Source organism: Escherichia coli, from assembly GCF_036503815.1.
Taxonomy (GTDB): Bacteria; Pseudomonadota; Gammaproteobacteria; order Enterobacterales; family Enterobacteriaceae; genus Escherichia; species Escherichia coli_F.
The window spans coordinates 194,967-210,408 of record NZ_AP027764.1 but is presented as its reverse complement, the minus strand read 5'-3'; the positions used below and the strand labels follow the sequence as shown (position 1 = coordinate 210,408).

General features: G+C 52.0%; 12 protein-coding genes, 1 tRNA gene and 2 other RNA genes. 3 read left to right on the top strand and 12 right to left on the bottom strand.

The features are described 5' to 3' along the window. Positions 1 to 7 precede the first annotated feature (7 nt). From dppF to yhjY, 11 genes are all read right to left on the bottom strand, one after another. Positions 8 to 1,012: a dipeptide ABC transporter ATP-binding subunit DppF gene (gene dppF, locus AABJ99_RS00955; RefSeq protein WP_000107013.1), complete on the bottom strand. Its 1,005-nt coding sequence runs from the start codon at positions 1,010 to 1,012 to the stop codon at positions 8 to 10. Beyond that, complete coding sequence (dppD, locus tag AABJ99_RS00950; protein WP_001196478.1) at positions 1,009 to 1,992, bottom strand: dipeptide ABC transporter ATP-binding protein; 984 nt, start codon at positions 1,990 to 1,992, stop codon at positions 1,009 to 1,011. Before dppD ends, dppF begins: the two co-directional genes overlap by 4 nt. A gap of 10 nt (positions 1,993 to 2,002) precedes the next feature. After that, complete coding sequence (gene dppC / locus AABJ99_RS00945; protein WP_000084677.1) at positions 2,003 to 2,905, bottom strand: dipeptide ABC transporter permease DppC; 903 nt, start codon at positions 2,903 to 2,905, stop codon at positions 2,003 to 2,005. Between the two features lie 9 nt (positions 2,906 to 2,914). After that, complete coding sequence (gene dppB / locus AABJ99_RS00940) at positions 2,915 to 3,934, bottom strand: dipeptide ABC transporter permease DppB (RefSeq protein ID WP_000938853.1); 1,020 nt, start codon at positions 3,932 to 3,934, stop codon at positions 2,915 to 2,917. Positions 3,935 to 4,241: 307 nt separating this feature from the next. Continuing rightward, positions 4,242 to 5,849, bottom strand: a complete 1,608-nt coding sequence (dppA, locus tag AABJ99_RS00935; RefSeq protein ID WP_001222892.1) for a dipeptide ABC transporter substrate-binding protein DppA — start codon at positions 5,847 to 5,849, stop codon at positions 4,242 to 4,244. A 627-nt stretch (positions 5,850 to 6,476) separates the two neighbouring features. Beyond that, a non-coding RNA gene (locus tag AABJ99_RS00930) (RtT sRNA) lies at positions 6,477 to 6,597 on the bottom strand. Between the two features lie 33 nt (positions 6,598 to 6,630). Continuing rightward, positions 6,631 to 6,764: non-coding RNA, RtT sRNA (locus tag AABJ99_RS00925), on the bottom strand. Positions 6,765 to 6,798: 34 nt separating this feature from the next. Beyond that, positions 6,799 to 6,875, bottom strand: a tRNA-Pro gene (locus tag AABJ99_RS00920). A 91-nt stretch (positions 6,876 to 6,966) separates the two neighbouring features. Continuing rightward, complete coding sequence (gene eptB, locus AABJ99_RS00915) at positions 6,967 to 8,658, bottom strand: kdo(2)-lipid A phosphoethanolamine 7''-transferase (protein ID WP_338387477.1); 1,692 nt, start codon at positions 8,656 to 8,658, stop codon at positions 6,967 to 6,969. Between the two features lie 323 nt (positions 8,659 to 8,981). Next, on the bottom strand, positions 8,982 to 10,190 hold the full coding sequence (gene yhjX, locus AABJ99_RS00910; protein WP_032185395.1) for an L-lactate MFS transporter: 1,209 nt from the start codon (positions 10,188 to 10,190) through the stop codon (positions 8,982 to 8,984). A 228-nt stretch (positions 10,191 to 10,418) separates the two neighbouring features. Then, positions 10,419 to 11,117, bottom strand: a complete 699-nt coding sequence (gene yhjY, locus AABJ99_RS00905; protein WP_000584470.1) for an autotransporter outer membrane beta-barrel domain-containing protein — start codon at positions 11,115 to 11,117, stop codon at positions 10,419 to 10,421. A 157-nt stretch (positions 11,118 to 11,274) separates the two neighbouring features. Here yhjY and tag point away from each other — a divergent pair, with 157 nt between their 5' ends. Together tag and yiaC are read left to right on the top strand one after the other, a co-directional pair. Next, positions 11,275 to 11,838, top strand: a complete 564-nt coding sequence (gene tag / locus AABJ99_RS00900) for a DNA-3-methyladenine glycosylase I (RefSeq protein ID WP_000438948.1) — start codon at positions 11,275 to 11,277, stop codon at positions 11,836 to 11,838. Then, complete coding sequence (gene yiaC / locus AABJ99_RS00895) at positions 11,835 to 12,275, top strand: N-acetyltransferase (protein ID WP_000617470.1); 441 nt, start codon at positions 11,835 to 11,837, stop codon at positions 12,273 to 12,275. Before tag ends, yiaC begins: the two co-directional genes overlap by 4 nt. Here the strand turns inward: yiaC and bisC are convergent. After that, positions 12,244 to 14,577, bottom strand: coding sequence for a biotin sulfoxide reductase (gene bisC / locus AABJ99_RS00890; protein WP_039020907.1), 2,334 nt, complete (start codon positions 14,575 to 14,577; stop codon positions 12,244 to 12,246). The two genes, yiaC and bisC, sit on opposite strands and share 32 nt — an antisense overlap. A 152-nt stretch (positions 14,578 to 14,729) precedes the next feature. Here bisC and yiaD point away from each other — a divergent pair, with 152 nt between their 5' ends. After that, complete coding sequence (yiaD, locus tag AABJ99_RS00885; protein WP_000747625.1) at positions 14,730 to 15,389, top strand: OmpA family lipoprotein; 660 nt, start codon at positions 14,730 to 14,732, stop codon at positions 15,387 to 15,389. Positions 15,390 to 15,442 lie beyond the last annotated feature (53 nt).

Below are 15,442 nucleotides of genomic sequence, written 5' to 3'. Positions count from 1 at the left end.
TTGTGAGTTACCGCTGCGGATTTTCATCCTGATCAACAGCAAAACAAGCTACCAGTTGACCGCCGTAGTCTTTTAGCTGCGGCTGCAACTGGGTGCAGGGGCCGAAGCGCCGACGACAGCGGGCGTTAAACGCGCAGCCCGGCGGTGGATTCAGCGGGCTTGGCAGTTCACCGGTGAGCTTGATGCGCTCGCGGCGATCGTCTGGGTTCAGGCGCGGCGTCGCGGAGAGTAGCGCCTGGGTGTACGGATGACGCGGGTTATTGAAGATTTGGTCCTTCGTTCCCTTCTCCACGCAGCGGCCCAGGTACATCACCATCACTTCATCAGCAATGTGCTCCACCACCGACAGGTCGTGCGAGATAAAGACATAAGACAACCCCAACTCCTGCTGCAAATCCATCATCAGATTCAGCACCTGCGCACGCACTGAAACGTCCAGCGCGGAAACCGGTTCATCGGCAATCACCACATCCGGGTCGAGCATCAGACCACGGGCAATGGCGATACGCTGACGCTGACCGCCGGAGAACATATGCGGGTAGCGGTCGTAATGCTCGGTTTTCAGGCCGACTTTCGCCATCATCGACAACGCTTTTTCCCGACGCTGTTCTTTGCTTAAACCGGTGTTGATCAGCAGGGGCTCTTCGAGAATTTGCCCGACTTTTTTACGCGGATTCAGCGAGCCATAGGGATTCTGGAAGACGATCTGGATTTTCTGCCGACGCAACTTCTGCGCCTGCGGATCGTGCTTGAGCAGATCCTGCCCCTGGTAATACAGTTCGCCGCCGGTAGGTGTTTCGATCATCGTCAGTAGCCGACCGAGGGTCGATTTACCGCAGCCAGATTCACCCACTACTGCCAGCGTCTTGCCACGTTCAAGATTAAACGAAACGCCATCCAGCGCCTTTACAAGACGTTCCGGCGCGAACATGCCTTTCTTCACCGGATAATGTTTTTTCAGGTCGATCGCCTGCAACAGCGGTTGTTGCAGGGTGGCCTCTTGCGTACTCATAGTGTGGGCCTCCCGGCATCATCAAGTGGGTAATGGCATTTGGACTGACGCCCGTCAGCGAGCATATTCAGCGCCGGTTCTTCAGCACGGCATCTGTCAGTGGCATAGGGGCAACGCGGGTTAAGCAGGCAGCCATTCGGACGGTCGTATTTGCCAGGAACGACGCCAGGCAATGACGCCAAACGTTCTTTGTCCTGGGCAAATTCCGGCAGCGCACGCAGCAATGCCTGAGTATACGGATGACGCGGTGCATGGAAGATGGCGTGGGCATCGCCCGTTTCCACCACCTGGCCTGCATACATGACGATGATTTTATGCGCCGCTTCCGCCACCAGCGCCAGGTCATGGGTAATCAACACCAGCGCCATGTTCTCTTTCTGCTGCAGCTCCAGCAGCAGTTCGATGATTTGCGCCTGAATGGTCACGTCCAGCGCGGTGGTCGGCTCATCAGCAATCAGCAGTTTTGGCCGACAGGCAATCGCCATGGCGATCATCACACGCTGGCTCATGCCGCCGGAAAGCTGATGCGGGTAAACATCCAGACGCGATGCCGGATCGGGAATACCGACCAGATTCAGCAGGTCAATCGCCCGCTGACGGCGAGTGCTCTTATTACCGCCCTGATGTACCTTAATTGCTTCCATAATCTGGAAACCTACGGTGTAACACGGGTTGAGGCTGGTCATCGGGTCCTGAAAGATCATCGCCACTTCGGCACCCACCAGGTTGCGGCGCTCTTTTTCCGAGATACGCTGCAAATCCTGGCCGTTAAACTCCAGCTTTTCTGCCATCACGCGGCCCGGATAATCAATCAGCCCCATAATCGCCAGTGAACTGACCGACTTACCGGAGCCAGACTCACCCACAATTCCGACCACTTCGCCTTGTTTCACGCTGTAGCTGATACGGTCTACGGCGCGGAACGGTGCGCTTTCGTCACCGAAATGCACCGATAATTTATCTACATTTAATAACGCCATCTCGAACCTCTTACTGCTTCAGTTTGGGATCGAGCGCGTCACGCAGACCGTCACCCATCAGGTTAAATGCCAGCACCGTCAGCAGGATCGCCAGACCCGGGAAGGTCACGACCCACCAGGCGCTTTGCGCGAACTGCAACACGTCAGAGAGCATGGTGCCCCACTCCGGCGTTGGCGGCTGCGCTCCCATGCCAAGGAAGCCAAGGGCGGCCATATCGAGAATGGCGTTAGAGAAACCGAGCGACGCCTGAACAATCAGCGGCGCAAGGCAGTTCGGGAAGATGTTAATAAACATCTGGCGCATCGCCCCGGCACCCGCCACGCGAGACGCGGTAACGTAATCGCGATTCACCTCCACCAGCACGGCGGCGCGGGTTAAGCGCACATAGTGCGGCAAGGCAACGAAGGTTAGCGCCAGCGCGGCGTTACCAATCGACGGGCCGAAAATCGCCACCAGCACCAGTGCCAACAGCAGACTTGGCAGCGCCAGCATGATATCGACCACGCGCATGATGATGTTATCGACCAGACCGCCAAAGTAACCAGCGATCAGGCCGAGAATAACGCCCATAATCAGCGATAACACAACTACCAGACAGCCAACCAGCAGCGACAAGCGCGCGCCGTACATCAGCCGCGACAGCACATCACGGCCTACGTCATCGGTGCCAAGCAAGTGCGCCATGCTGCCGCCTTCCTGCCAGGCTGGCGGGGCGAGCAGTGCATCGCGGAACTGTTCCGCCGGGTTATACGGCGCAATCCAGTTGGCAAAGATCGCGATAAACAACACGATGACGACGTAAACCAGCCCGACGACCGCGCCTTTGTTGCGTTTAAAATAGTGCCAGAACTCCTGTAACGGGGTCATCGGCACCGGTGCGCTAATCACTTTATTTTCAGTAACCTGTGACATGATGCCCCCTTACTTCTTATGACGAATACGCGGGTTCACCACGCCGTACAGCAGATCGACCAGCAGGTTGACGAGGATAATCATCGTCGCCACCAGTAATACACCTCCCTGCACTACCGGATAATCGCGGCGTTGCAGCGCGTCAATCAACCAGCGCCCCAGACCTGGCCACGAGAAGATGGTTTCGGTCAGAATCGCGCCTGCCAGCAATGTTCCCACCTGCAGGCCGATAACGGTCACCACCGGCAGCATGGCATTACGCAGCGCATGGACGATAATCACCCTAAGGCGGGTCAACCCTTTGGCACGCGCGGTGCGGATGTAATCCTCGCCCAGCACTTCCAGCATCGAGGAGCGCGTCATACGTACAATGACCGCCAGCGGGATAGTACCCAGCACAATGGCGGGCAAAATCATATGGGCGACAGCATCAATAAAGTTGCCGTCTTCACCCCAGATGGCGGTGTCGATCAGCATAAAACCGGTTAACGGATTAGAATCATCGAGGAACACCATGTCGCTCACGCGACCGGAGACAGGCGTCAGGTTCCAGTGCACCGAAACCAGCATGATCAACATCATGCCCCACCAGAAGATCGGCATGGAGTAGCCGGTCAGCGCCAGACCAACCGCCGTGTGATCGAAAATAGAACCGCGTTTAACCGCAGCCAGCACACCAACCGGAATACCGACCGCGGTCGCAAAAATCATCGCGCAGACGCCAAGTTCCAGCGTGGCCTGGAAGCGCGGCACGAACTCTTCCCAAACCGGGATGCGGCTTTTCATCGAAATGCCTAAATCACCGTGCATTACACCCCAAATGTAATGGAGATACTGCTGCCACATCGGTTTATCCAAGCCGAGTTCTGCCAGCAATTGTGCGTGACGCTCTGGGGAGATCCCACGTTCACCCGCCATGATCATCACCGGATCGCCCGGGATCATGTGGACAAAGGCAAATGTGAGAAGGGTAATACCGATAAACGTGGGGATGACGAGTCCCAAACGTCGGAGAATAAACTGCAACATAACCCGGATTCTCTGTAGTGACCCGCAGCCTGGAACTGCGAGTCTGTATTGCTCACAAATCAATTCCCGCCCTTATAGGACAAGGAATTAAGTATTGCTGCCGGATGGCGCTGCACTTAAAGGCACAGCACCACCGGGTATGCAGATTGTTGACAAAGTACGCTTTGGTCATGCCGGATGCGGCGTGAACGCCTTATCCGACCTACAAAATCGTGCAAACTCAATACATTGCAGAACTCTCGTAGGCCTGATAAGCGGAGCGCATCCGGCAGTTTTGCGTTTGCCATCAACCTTGTATGGCTTTTAATTATTCGATAGAGACGTTTTCGAAGTGATGTTTGCCTAATGGATCAACCACATAGCCTTTAACTTCTTTGCGTACCGGTTCAAACACGGTGGAGTGAGCGATGATCAGTGCCGGAGCCTGATCGTGCATCACGACCTGTGCTTGTTTGTACAGTTCAACACGCTTGTTGTGGTCGTCGGTAGCACGCGCCGGTTGAATTAGATCTTCAAACGGTTTGTAGCACCATTTTGAGTAGTTGGAGCCTTGTTCAGAGGCAGCGCAGCTGAACAGGGTAGCGAAGAAGTTATCCGGATCCCCGTTGTCGCCAGTCCAGCCCATCATTACCGTCTGGTGCTCGCCATCTTTTGCACGCTTGAGGTACTCACCCCATTCGTAGGTAACGATTTTCGCTTGTACGCCGACTTTCGCCCAGTCTGCCTGAATCATCTCTGCCATGCGACGAGCGTTCGGGTTATACGGACGTTGTACCGGCATTGCCCACAGGTCGATGGAGAAGCCTTTTTCCAGGCCCGCTTCTTTCAGCAAGGCTTTCGCTTTTTCAGGATCGTAGGTGTAGTCCTGAACGTCGTCGTTATAGCCCCACATGGTTGGTGGGATCAGGTTTTTCGCTGATACGCCCGCGCCCTGATACACTGCTTTGATAATCGCGTCTTTGTTCACCGCATAGGTCAGTGCCTGGCGAACTTTCACGTCATCCAGTGGTTTTTTCTGCACGTTATACGAGAGATAGCCGACGTTCAGCCCCGGCATTTCCATCAGGTTGATGGATTTATCCTGCTTCATGCGGGCGATGTCTGCCGGGTTCGGGTACGGCATCACCTGGCATTCGTTCTTCTGCAATTTAGCGTAACGCACGGAAGCGTCAGGAGTAATAGAGAAGACCAGCGTATCGATCTGCGGTTTGGTGCCCCAGTAGCCATCAAACGCTTTGTAGCGAATACGGGAATCTTTTTGATATTGCTGTAACTGGAACGGGCCGGTGCCGATTGGGTTGAGGTCCAGTTTTTCCGGCGTACCGGCTTTCATCATCGCGTCAGCATATTCTTTTGACAGAATAGAGGCGAAGTCCATTGCCAGGTCAGCAAGGAACGGCGCTTCCGGGCGAGTCAGCACGAACTGAACGGTGTTGTCGTCCACCTTTTTCACTTCGCTGATCAGCTCCGGCAAGCCCATACCTTCGAAGTATTCGTAGCTGCCGCCAGAAACTTTATGGTACGGGTTTTGTGCGTTTTTCTGACGATCGAACGAGAACACCACGTCATCGGCATTCAGTTCGCGCGTCGGTTTGAATTCTTTGTTGTTATGCCACTTCACACCTTTACGCAGATGGAAGGTATAGGTTTTACCGTCTTCGCTGACTTCCCACTTTTCAGCGAGGCCCGGAATCACTTCAGTGGTGCCGATTTTAAATTCAACCAGGCGGTTATAAAGCGGTACGGAAGAGGCGTCATAGGTGGTGCCGGAGGTAAACAGCTGCGGGTTAAACCCTTCCGGAGATCCTTCTGAGCAATAAACCAGAGTTTTAGCCTGAACACTTGCTGCGACGGTCATAGCCACCAGGCTGAGACCAAGCTTCAGCATCCCTGACTTTTTCAAGGAAATACGCATTATTCTGCTCCAATTGTGATGTTTGTTGTTTTAACCCTTTGCAGTGGGTTGTCGCTGCCTGACCTTTTTTGTTTTTTACCCGGTCGGGTCAACGTTATGAGGTGGGGATGCCGTACTAATTAACATCAGTGTAACAGTGCGGATCCTCCATAAAATGCCCCTCGTGACCTACAATCTGTCAACAGAATGTGAAAACGTCAATACAGCCAACCGTGATTTACACCAACGGTGAGAATCCACAAACAAAGATTAAAAAAACTTCAAACAGCTATTTGCAGCAGAGAAATTTGTGCTACGCCAACATAACCAGAACAATCAGCTTAATATTTAGCAACATTTGGTGATTAAGTTTTATGCATTTAATGAAAAAAATCTGAGGAAAAGATGGATATCTGAGCGATTAATACCATGAACGCTAAAACGCACAGCGGAAAATGCCAGCGCCAGCCATAAGTAACGCAAAAAAAGATTTAAGCAAATATAAAAAAAGACAATGGATTCTGTCACAAATCCGTTAATGGATAGTGAGATGTGGGGCGCAAATTTGGCAGGGAAATATGTGGTGTGTTGCCGTTTAGATCGGATAAGACAGGTACGCTGTATCCGACAATGAATGCGGGGCCGTTTTGGTCGGTGCCAGAGGATTACTCGCCACTGCGGGCCGTTGCTGCCACAACGTTCTCTCGCTTTGCTCGAGTCGAACCTCCCTGCCCCCGGAGGTTCTTATCCTCTTCAGGTCGCAGAAAGCAAAAAACCAGCCCGTAGGCTGGTTTTTCTAAATTGGTCGGTGATAGAGGATTACTCGCCACTTCGTGGCTCGCCCTGCGGGCCGTTGCTGGCGCAACGTTCTCTCGCTTCGCTCGAGTCGAACCTCCCCGCCCCCGGAGGTTCTCATCCTCATGGGCTTCAAATGCAAAAAAGCCTGCTCGCTGAGCAGGCTTTTCGAATTTGGTCGGTGATAGAGGATTCGAACCTCCGACCCCTTCGTCCCGAACGAAGTGCGCTACCAGGCTGCGCCAATCACCGAATGCGGGGCGCATCTTACTGCGCAGATACGCCCTCGTCAATCCCTTAATAGCAAAATGCCTTTTGATCGGCGAGAAAGTCAGCAGGCTTCTTAGTTAGCCGCTGCCTCTTTTGCCTGCGGGATGTGGCACCAGTTGTTGTTTTCGTTAATACCACCGTCCGGTGAAGTATAGCCAAGACAACCCATGATGGTGTCGTACAGCTCTACGTGACGGCGTGGCACTTTCATGTCGGCTTCTTTTTTCAGCTGCGCAAATGCCTGCGCGTTGGCTGGATTTTCCAGATATTTATCCGACATCCAGACCATCATCGGTACGCGGAACTGCTCCGGCGGTGCCAGTTCACGCGGTGTGCCGTGCAGGTGCTCGCGTTCATTAATTGACTCACCGTGGTCAGCTGCGTAGAACACAATCGCTTTCTTATCGCGAACCTGATCAATCACGCTGGAAATAAAGTGATCCACATAGGTCACCGAGTTGTCGTAGGAGTTGATCATCTGCGCTTTGGTACAGCCGCTATCAACACCAATACATTCTGGCTTCCACTGCGCAAAGCTGCGCGGGTAACGCTGGGTGTAGTTAAAGTGCGACCCCTTGGTATGCAGAATGATCAGATGCTTACCATCCGGGTTACGCCCCAGCGATTGCTGCATTTCGTCTACCAGCAACATATCATCTACCGGCTTGCCGCTGTTACGCGGTTCCGCACCAATCTGCTCACGATAAGCAATATTGTCCGCCATCGTATTGCTGTAGAACCACATTTCGCTTTGCATAGCGTAGAGATCAGAACTGAATCCTAACTGCTTCAATACCGCGAAAATGTTCTGTTCTTTTAATGTGCGCTGCGGATTATCTTCTGCTCCACCCTGACGCACAAACATGCAACGCAGAGAAAGTTTGGTCGCCGTGTCACAAGAATAGCCACGAAACGCCGCCAGATTTTTCTCCTGAGCCAGTTTCGGTGTGGTATTGCGTTCATAGCCGAAAATGCCCATATGATCCCAGCGCGTGGTTTCACCAATAATGAAAACGACATATGTATCATCAACGTTTTGTGGAGCCTGGTACGTAAACTTCTTCGCAGGGTTAAGGAGAGAATTGTTATCGGAAGATTCATCGACCCGCGCCCAGGCATAAAGACCTAACGCCGAAAGCCAGTTTGATGGCAGATAAGAGTTCGCGACAACGCCACCATAACTCGGCAAATCAACACCTGTCGCCCTCTCCACTTTCTTCTGCTGGATATCCAGCAAACGAATCGGTGCCCAAACCATAATACCTGCCAGTACGACGACCGCCAGACTCCGAATACGTTGCCCTGGGGTTCGCAGTTGTCGGAGCAAGGTGTAGCGACAGCGGTTATTCCAGATAAGGATAAGAGGTAATGCGCTTACGGCGATTAACCAGAGAATAAAGTTCAGACCAACAACTTCTTTTGACAGGTCGATATCGGTGGTCATGACGGATGCGATGATGCCATAACCTATGACCACATTAAGGAAAGTCATGTAATAGCTGGCACCTGCAGAAAAGAGCACCACCAGCGATGCCAGAATTCGCCAGCTGCGGCGGCCAAACAGCGAAAGCAGACGCAGTAAAAAGAAGGTCACCAGTACGGTAGCGACCAGTTCAACAACAGCAGAAACGCCTTTCCAGACGGTAAAATCGTGCGCATAGCTGCCGAAGCGGCGGTAAAAAACCGCGCCATTCATAAAAAGGCCAATATAGATTGCAAGCAAAAAGCTCAGCTTCTGCTGTGTAATCGATTTGATGTATCTCATGCAAACAAACCCTGGACAAACAGGTGATAACACCCTGCTTAGTGGCTTTTCAGGCCCGGCAGGGGAAAAGTGCGGAGGTAGTCAGATAAGTAAAATCTACACGCGCGAATAAGTAGACCACAGCAAAGGGAAAAAGTGTGGGGAAAGAGTGTGCATGAAGCACAAATTTACAAAAATGCAAGTTTGAAAAGAGACTATAGCGTTACAAAAAGCAGTAAAAAGGGCCAGTTCACTGGCCCAAATTTTACGCGTCATTGTTTATACATTGCGTTGAAGCGTTTGATTCACACTAAGGCTAAAGCCCAGTAGCTCGCGGCAGGTCATTAAAGGGAGCCATGCGCCTCACGCAACATTTTCTGCTCTGGCTGGCGAATCGTCGTAGAAAGCGCCAGTGACAGAATCAGCAGGGCGAAAATCACGTAGAATGTCACATAGAATCCGCCAAACAGTGAAGCGATAATCGAACCACAAATGCTGCCGATACCGAAACCGAGGTAAATCACACCGTAGTTTTTTGCCAGATTATTTAGGCCGAAGAACTCACTGACCAGTGACGGGAACACAGTGATAGTGCCGCCGAAGTTAAATGCCACGCAGGCAATCGCTGCAAAGAACGTCACTGCATTCAATGGTGCAAACAGCAGGGCCGCCATGCCCACCAGCGAAATGACCTGACCAATGGTGATAACACGGATACGGGCGATTTTGTCAGACAGAATGCCCAGCACCAGACGACCAGAAAGGTTGGCGATGGAAATAACCGTCACAGCATTGGCTGCGGAAATTGCATCAAGATGCGCCAGACTTTGAGCGATATCTTTCGCCACGCCAATCACATACAGGCCACTCATGCAGGCAGTCAGGAACATAACTGCTAACATCCAGTACTGCGGTTTACGCATCGACTCTGCCAGCGTGTAATCCTTCTCCACCACACCATTGCTGGTTTTCACTTCCTGTTTCGGCGCATCTTTCATTAACGTTGCGCCAAAGATAATCATCACCAGTACAATCGCGCCCCAAATAACAAAGGTTTTTTCCAGACCGACCGTTTCCAACAGTTGCGTATCGATAAATTTGAAACCCAGACTACCAAGTCCATAAGAACCAATAGCGAAAGCAGAGATGAGTCCCTTACGCTCCGGGAACCACTTCACGCAGTTAGAGAGCGTCAACAGGTAACCCGCACCATCCGCCAGACCAACCAACACACCGGCGCTTAACCACAGCATCATCAGGTTGTTGGAATGTGCTGTCAGGAAGAAACCTAATCCCAGCAAAATGCCGGAAGCCATAGTGACGCGTTTAACACCAAAACGTTCTTGCAATTTGCCCGCAACAGAAGACGAAATTGCCAGCCCCAGACTTAACAAGCCGAAAGAGAAAGCAACCTGGCTTACCGGAGCCCCCAGCTTGGCAGAAAGCGCGCCGTTAAACAGACTCCAGGTATAAACCGACCCCAGGGCAAACTGGGTAATGATAGTACCAATGAGTGTCAGCCAGCGAGTACGCTGATAATTTGAAGGTGTCATGGCAGTATTCCTGCAGTAATAAAAAGGAAAAATCTCTGCTGACAACCATAACGAAGTGCACTTTATGCCTGGGGAAAAACGGCATGAAATGCTATCAGAACGGAATGAAATGCATTAGTTCAGGAATGAATGACTCGACAATTATTCACCAAATTTATTATTTAGTAAGTTAGTCCCCACTATCGCCACATTAGTTGTTATTTATGGGTTTCAATTGTTTCTATAACGTTAAAATCTGGCGCTAACCCCCATCGTATACAGATAGTCATTATTGTTCGTGGTATTTTCTGCCTGAGATAACGCAGCGTAGGCGGCAATATTTTGATTGAGCAACATATCAGCACCTACCGTGACATCCAGCCAGTTGCCGTTCTGGTTTGTCGCCGTCATCCGGCTTAAGCCTGATTGCGCCTTCCAGATATTCTCGCCAAATTGCTGGTTATAGCTGATTTGCGCCCAGGGCCGGAGATCGCCAAGCCGGGAGTCAACACGCCAGCCTAAGGTACTCACGCTGGCATGCCATAACGGATCGGTCAGTGTAGTAGTACTGTCGCCAAACTCGTTATACATCGAGGTGGTTGTACCATCGTAATGTAATGCCGCGACCGGGCCGGTTGTAACCTGTTCATATAAAGGAAAATTCCAGCCCATACTCATACTGCTGGTCACATCCACAGGGGTTTCTTCCGCCAGATTGACTTCCAGTCCCAGCGCCCTTTGGCTACTTTGAATACGTTGCGACAGAATATCGTTGTAATCAGGTTGATGATCGCTATCCCAGGTGTAGCGCTCTGTGGAATGTCCGGGTTGCGTATCAACGATATATTCTTGTTGCCAGGCGTAAGCTGTGTTGAGAAAAAAGGCACTGATTACCACGCTCGCCAGCAGGCTTAACTGCCAGCGACCACCGCTTTTTTTTATGATCATTAACACGACTCCAGGGAAGAGCCGAATTCGGCAATATTATTGTCATTGTATGAAGGATATCGGGCATAGTAGCCCTGTATTAAATATTGACTTTTTCACCGATGCGTCAAGAAAAGCGGCTGAAATTTTTACGATCGGGTACATAGCGAGGGAAAGTATGGAACGTTGCGGCTGGGTGAGTCAGGACCCGCTTTATATTGCCTACCATGATAATGAGTGGGGCGTGCCTGAAACTGACAGTAAAAAACTGTTCGAAATGATCTGTCTTGAAGGGCAACAAGCAGGGTTATCGTGGATCACCGTCCTCAAAAAACGCGAAAACTATCGCGCCTGCTTTCATCAGTTCGATCCGGTGAAGGTGGCTGCAATGCAGGAAGAGGATGTCGAAAGACTGGTACAGGACGCCGGGATTATCCGACATCGCGGGAAAATTCAGGCAATTATTGGCAATGCGCGAGCGTACCTGCAAATGGAACAGAACGGCGAACCGTTTGCCGACTTTGTTTGGTCGTTTGTCAATCATCAACCACAGGTGACACAAGCCACAACGTTGAGCGAAATCCCTACATCTACGCCCGCCTCCGACGCTCTATCTAAAGCCCTGAAAAAGCGTGGTTTTAAGTTTGTTGGTACCACAATCTGTTACTCCTTTATGCAGGCATGTGGGCTGGTGAATGATCATGTGGTTGGCTGCTGTTGCTATCCGGGAAATAAACCATGATTCGGGAAGCGCAACGTTCAGAACTCCCCGCGATCCTCGAATTGTGGCTGGAAAGTACAACCTGGGGGCATCCCTTTATAAAAGCGAATTACTGGCGTGATTGCATTCCGCTGGTGCGGGATGCCTATCTTGCCAACGCGCAAAACTGGGTCTGGGAAGAAGACGGTAAGCTTCTCGGTTTTGTCAGCATTATGGAAGGCCGATTTCTGGCTGCAATGTTTGTCGCACCGAAGGCCGTCAGACGCGGTATTGGTAAGGCGCTAATGCAGTATGTGCAGCAGCGCCATCCCCATCTGATGCTGGAGGTTTATCAAAAAAATCAACCGGCGATAGATTTTTACCATGCGCAGGGTTTTCACATTGTCGACTGCGCATGGCAGGATGAAACCCAACTACCCACCTGGATTATGAGCTGGCCGGTGGTTCAAACGCTGTAAGTGTTAGTTCCGGACCGTTGTATTTTTCCAGCCATGCCAGCGCCGTATTACCCGCACAACCATTCCCCAGCCGCGAGCTGGGGAGGTCTTTAGTCAATACATTCACTGCGCCGTTTTTACAAATGCCGTCAGCGGTTAAATCCAGATCCGGCCATGCCCCTTCGTGAATGCAAATCACGCCAGGTTTAATTCCCTCGCTAATGACCGCTCCGGCAAGAATTTGCCCGCGTGAGTTCCACAACCGAACAATATCGCCATCTTGTATGCCGCGCGCCTGGGCATCGTCAGGATGAATGGTGACAGGCTCACGATTTGCCACCGCGTACAATTCGCGCAGAGAACTGTAATTCAGCTGGCTGTGCAGACGATGTGCCGGATGAGCAGAAAGTACCTGCAACTGTTCCGGTTCGGCATTGCCCTGCCATTCGTCCGGCTCCAGCCACATTGGATGCCCAGGGCAATCCGGATAAGCGTAATCGGCAATACGCTGCGAGAAGATTTCAATCTTGCCGCTGGCGGTTTTTAATGGATGCGCCTGCGGATCGCGGCGAAAATCGGCGAAGCGAATAAACCGCTCGCTGTCCGGGTTTTCCGGCATCTCAATTAACTGGTTGGCTTCCCAGAACTCAGCAAATGGCGGCAATTCAACCTGCTGGCTTGCCCCGCGCTGCCGTGCAACGTTATAAAACGTTTCCAGCCATTGCAGCTCACTTTTTCCTTCCGTAAACCGCGCATAGCCGCCCTTCTCCCAACGTTCACTCAACTCGGCAAAGACATCAAAATCATTACGCGCTTCATAACGTGGAGGCACCACTTGCTTCATCGGCACCAGATGTTGATTACTGTAATCGCCGGTCATGGTGAGGTCATTACGCTCAAACGAGGTGGTTGCAGGGAGGACGATATCGGCGTGTTTCGCCGCTGCCGTCCAGAAGCATTCGGAGATCACCACCAGCTCCGGTTTTTGCCAGGCACGAATCAGACGATTGGTATCCTGATGATGAGTAAAGTTGGCGCCGCCCGCCCACCAGATAAAACGAATATCCGGGAAGTGACGGTTCATGCCATTGTGTTGGTATGCACCGCCAGGGTTTTCCAGAGCTTCAACAATACGGGCTACGGGGATTTTATCTACCGCATCGGTGCCACCTGGCAAGCTGCCCTGCATAGATGAAAGCACCGCAGCGCGGCGCGTAGGGTTACCACCATTGGCAAAATGGTAAGAAAGACCAAAGCCCCCGCCAGGCGTGCCGATTTGCCCTAACATTGCTGCCAGGGTGACGATCATCCAGTGTTTTTGCTCACCAAACTGCTGGCGCTGCATTCCCCAGCCAGCCATCAGCATGGTGGTATTTTGATGAAAAATAGCCGCCAGTTCGCGGATTTTCTCTGCGTTAATCCCACAAATCTCTGCCGCCCATTCGGCATTTTTCGCTATTCCGTCACTCTCGCCCAGCAAATAAGAGGCGAAGACGTCATAACCTGTGGTGCAACGCGCCAGAAACGCTTCGTCGTGCCAGCCATTTTCCACCAGCGTATGGGCGATCCCCAGCATCAGCGCAACATCGGTGCCCATGTGCGGTGCCACCCACTCCATTTTATCGCCAAAGAAATCGACGGTTTCCGATCGCATTGGATCAATGCAGATCAGCTTTTTCCCGCTGTCACGCAGTGCGGAAAAGTAAGAAAGCCCCTGCTCATCGGATGCATTCCACGCAATTTTCAGCGTATTGAGTGGGTTAGCACTCCATAGCACCACGACATCGCTATGTTCCAATACCAACGGCCAACTGGTTTGCTGTTGATAAACTTCGCTGCCCCCCACGACATACGGCATGATCGCCTGTGCTGCACCGGTCGAATAATCCCCCAGATGCCCGGTATAACCGCCTGCCAGCGCCATATAGCGTTGTAATAATGTCGAGGCCTTATGCAGCACGCCGTTTGAACGCCAGCCGTAGGAACCAGCAAAAATCGATGCCGGACCATAAGCCTCACGAATACGTTTATGTTGTTGGTGAATAAGCTCCAGCGCCTCATCCCAACTCACACGAACAAATTCATCCTGCCCGCGAATGCCTTGCGGGTTTTCCGGTGACGCGAGAAAGCCCTTGCGCACCATTGGAAATCGTACCCGTGTTTTGCTGTGAACCTGGTCGCGAACCGCACTCTGCAAGGAGTTTTTCATTTCTGTGACTAACGCGCCACGCGAGCTAAACACGGTTTCGCCGTCGGTTTCAACCAGCATGGGCCCCCAGTGAGCGGCAGTAAGAACAGAATAACGTGAGGATGAGTTGGCCAAACCGAAGGCTCCTGAAAGATTAGATGTATTGAGCAGTTAAATATTACTTACAAATTTCCGAGTATTCCCAGGAATAATCTTCATGTTCACGCGGCATAATCTCCCGCCACGGAACCCGTGGCAAAGAATAAAAAGGTTATTAAGGATTAACAATGAAGAAACGTGTTTATCTTATTGCCGCCGTAGTGAGTGGCGCTCTGGCGGTATCTGGCTGCACAACTAACCCTTACACTGGCGAACGCGAAGCAGGTAAATCTGCTATCGGCGCAGGTCTGGGCTCTCTCGTTGGCGCGGGTATTGGTGCGCTCTCTTCTTCGAAGAAAGATCGCGGTAAAGGCGCGCTGATTGGTGCAGCAGCAGGCGCAGCTCTGGGCGGCGGCGTTGGTTATTACATGGATGTGCAGGAAGCGAAGCTACGTGACAAAATGCGCGGCACTGGTGTTAGCGTAACCCGCAGCGGGGATAACATTATCCTCAATATGCCGAACAATGTAACCTTCGACAGCAGCAGCGCGACCCTGAAACCGGCAGGCGCTAACACCCTAACCGGCGTGGCAATGGTGCTGAAAGAGTATCCGAAAACGGCGGTTAACGTGATTGGTTATACCGACAGCACGGGTGGTCACGACCTGAACATGCGTCTCTCCCAGCAGCGTGCGGATTCCGTTGCCAGCGCGTTGATCACCCAGGGCGTGGACGCCAGCCGCATCCGTACTCAGGGCCTTGGCCCGGCTAACCCTATCGCCAGCAACAGCACCGCAGAAGGTAAGGCGCAAAACCGCCGTGTAGAAATTACCTTAAGCCCGCTGTAATCCCTTTCATGCCAGGTGATGCAAAAATCACCTGGCATTCTTCAGTTTTCCTT

Excerpts from the sequence above, each read along its gene's own strand:
- dppF (WP_000107013.1), bottom strand. The coding sequence starts at position 1,012 with ATGAGTACGCAAGAGGCCACCCTGCAACAACCGCTGTTGCAGGCGATC.
- dppD (WP_001196478.1), bottom strand. The coding sequence starts at position 1,992 with ATGGCGTTATTAAATGTAGATAAATTATCGGTGCATTTCGGTGACGAA.
- dppC (WP_000084677.1), bottom strand. The coding sequence starts at position 2,905 with ATGTCACAGGTTACTGAAAATAAAGTGATTAGCGCACCGGTGCCGATG.
- dppB (WP_000938853.1), bottom strand. The coding sequence starts at position 3,934 with ATGTTGCAGTTTATTCTCCGACGTTTGGGACTCGTCATCCCCACGTTT.
- dppA (WP_001222892.1), bottom strand. The coding sequence starts at position 5,849 with ATGCGTATTTCCTTGAAAAAGTCAGGGATGCTGAAGCTTGGTCTCAGC.
- eptB (WP_338387477.1), bottom strand. The coding sequence starts at position 8,658 with ATGAGATACATCAAATCGATTACACAGCAGAAGCTGAGCTTTTTGCTT.
- yhjX (WP_032185395.1), bottom strand. The coding sequence starts at position 10,190 with ATGACACCTTCAAATTATCAGCGTACTCGCTGGCTGACACTCATTGGT.
- yhjY (WP_000584470.1), bottom strand. The coding sequence starts at position 11,117 with ATGATCATAAAAAAAAGCGGTGGTCGCTGGCAGTTAAGCCTGCTGGCG.
- tag (WP_000438948.1), top strand. The coding sequence starts at position 11,275 with ATGGAACGTTGCGGCTGGGTGAGTCAGGACCCGCTTTATATTGCCTAC.
- yiaC (WP_000617470.1), top strand. The coding sequence starts at position 11,835 with ATGATTCGGGAAGCGCAACGTTCAGAACTCCCCGCGATCCTCGAATTG.
- yiaD (WP_000747625.1), top strand. The coding sequence starts at position 14,730 with ATGAAGAAACGTGTTTATCTTATTGCCGCCGTAGTGAGTGGCGCTCTG.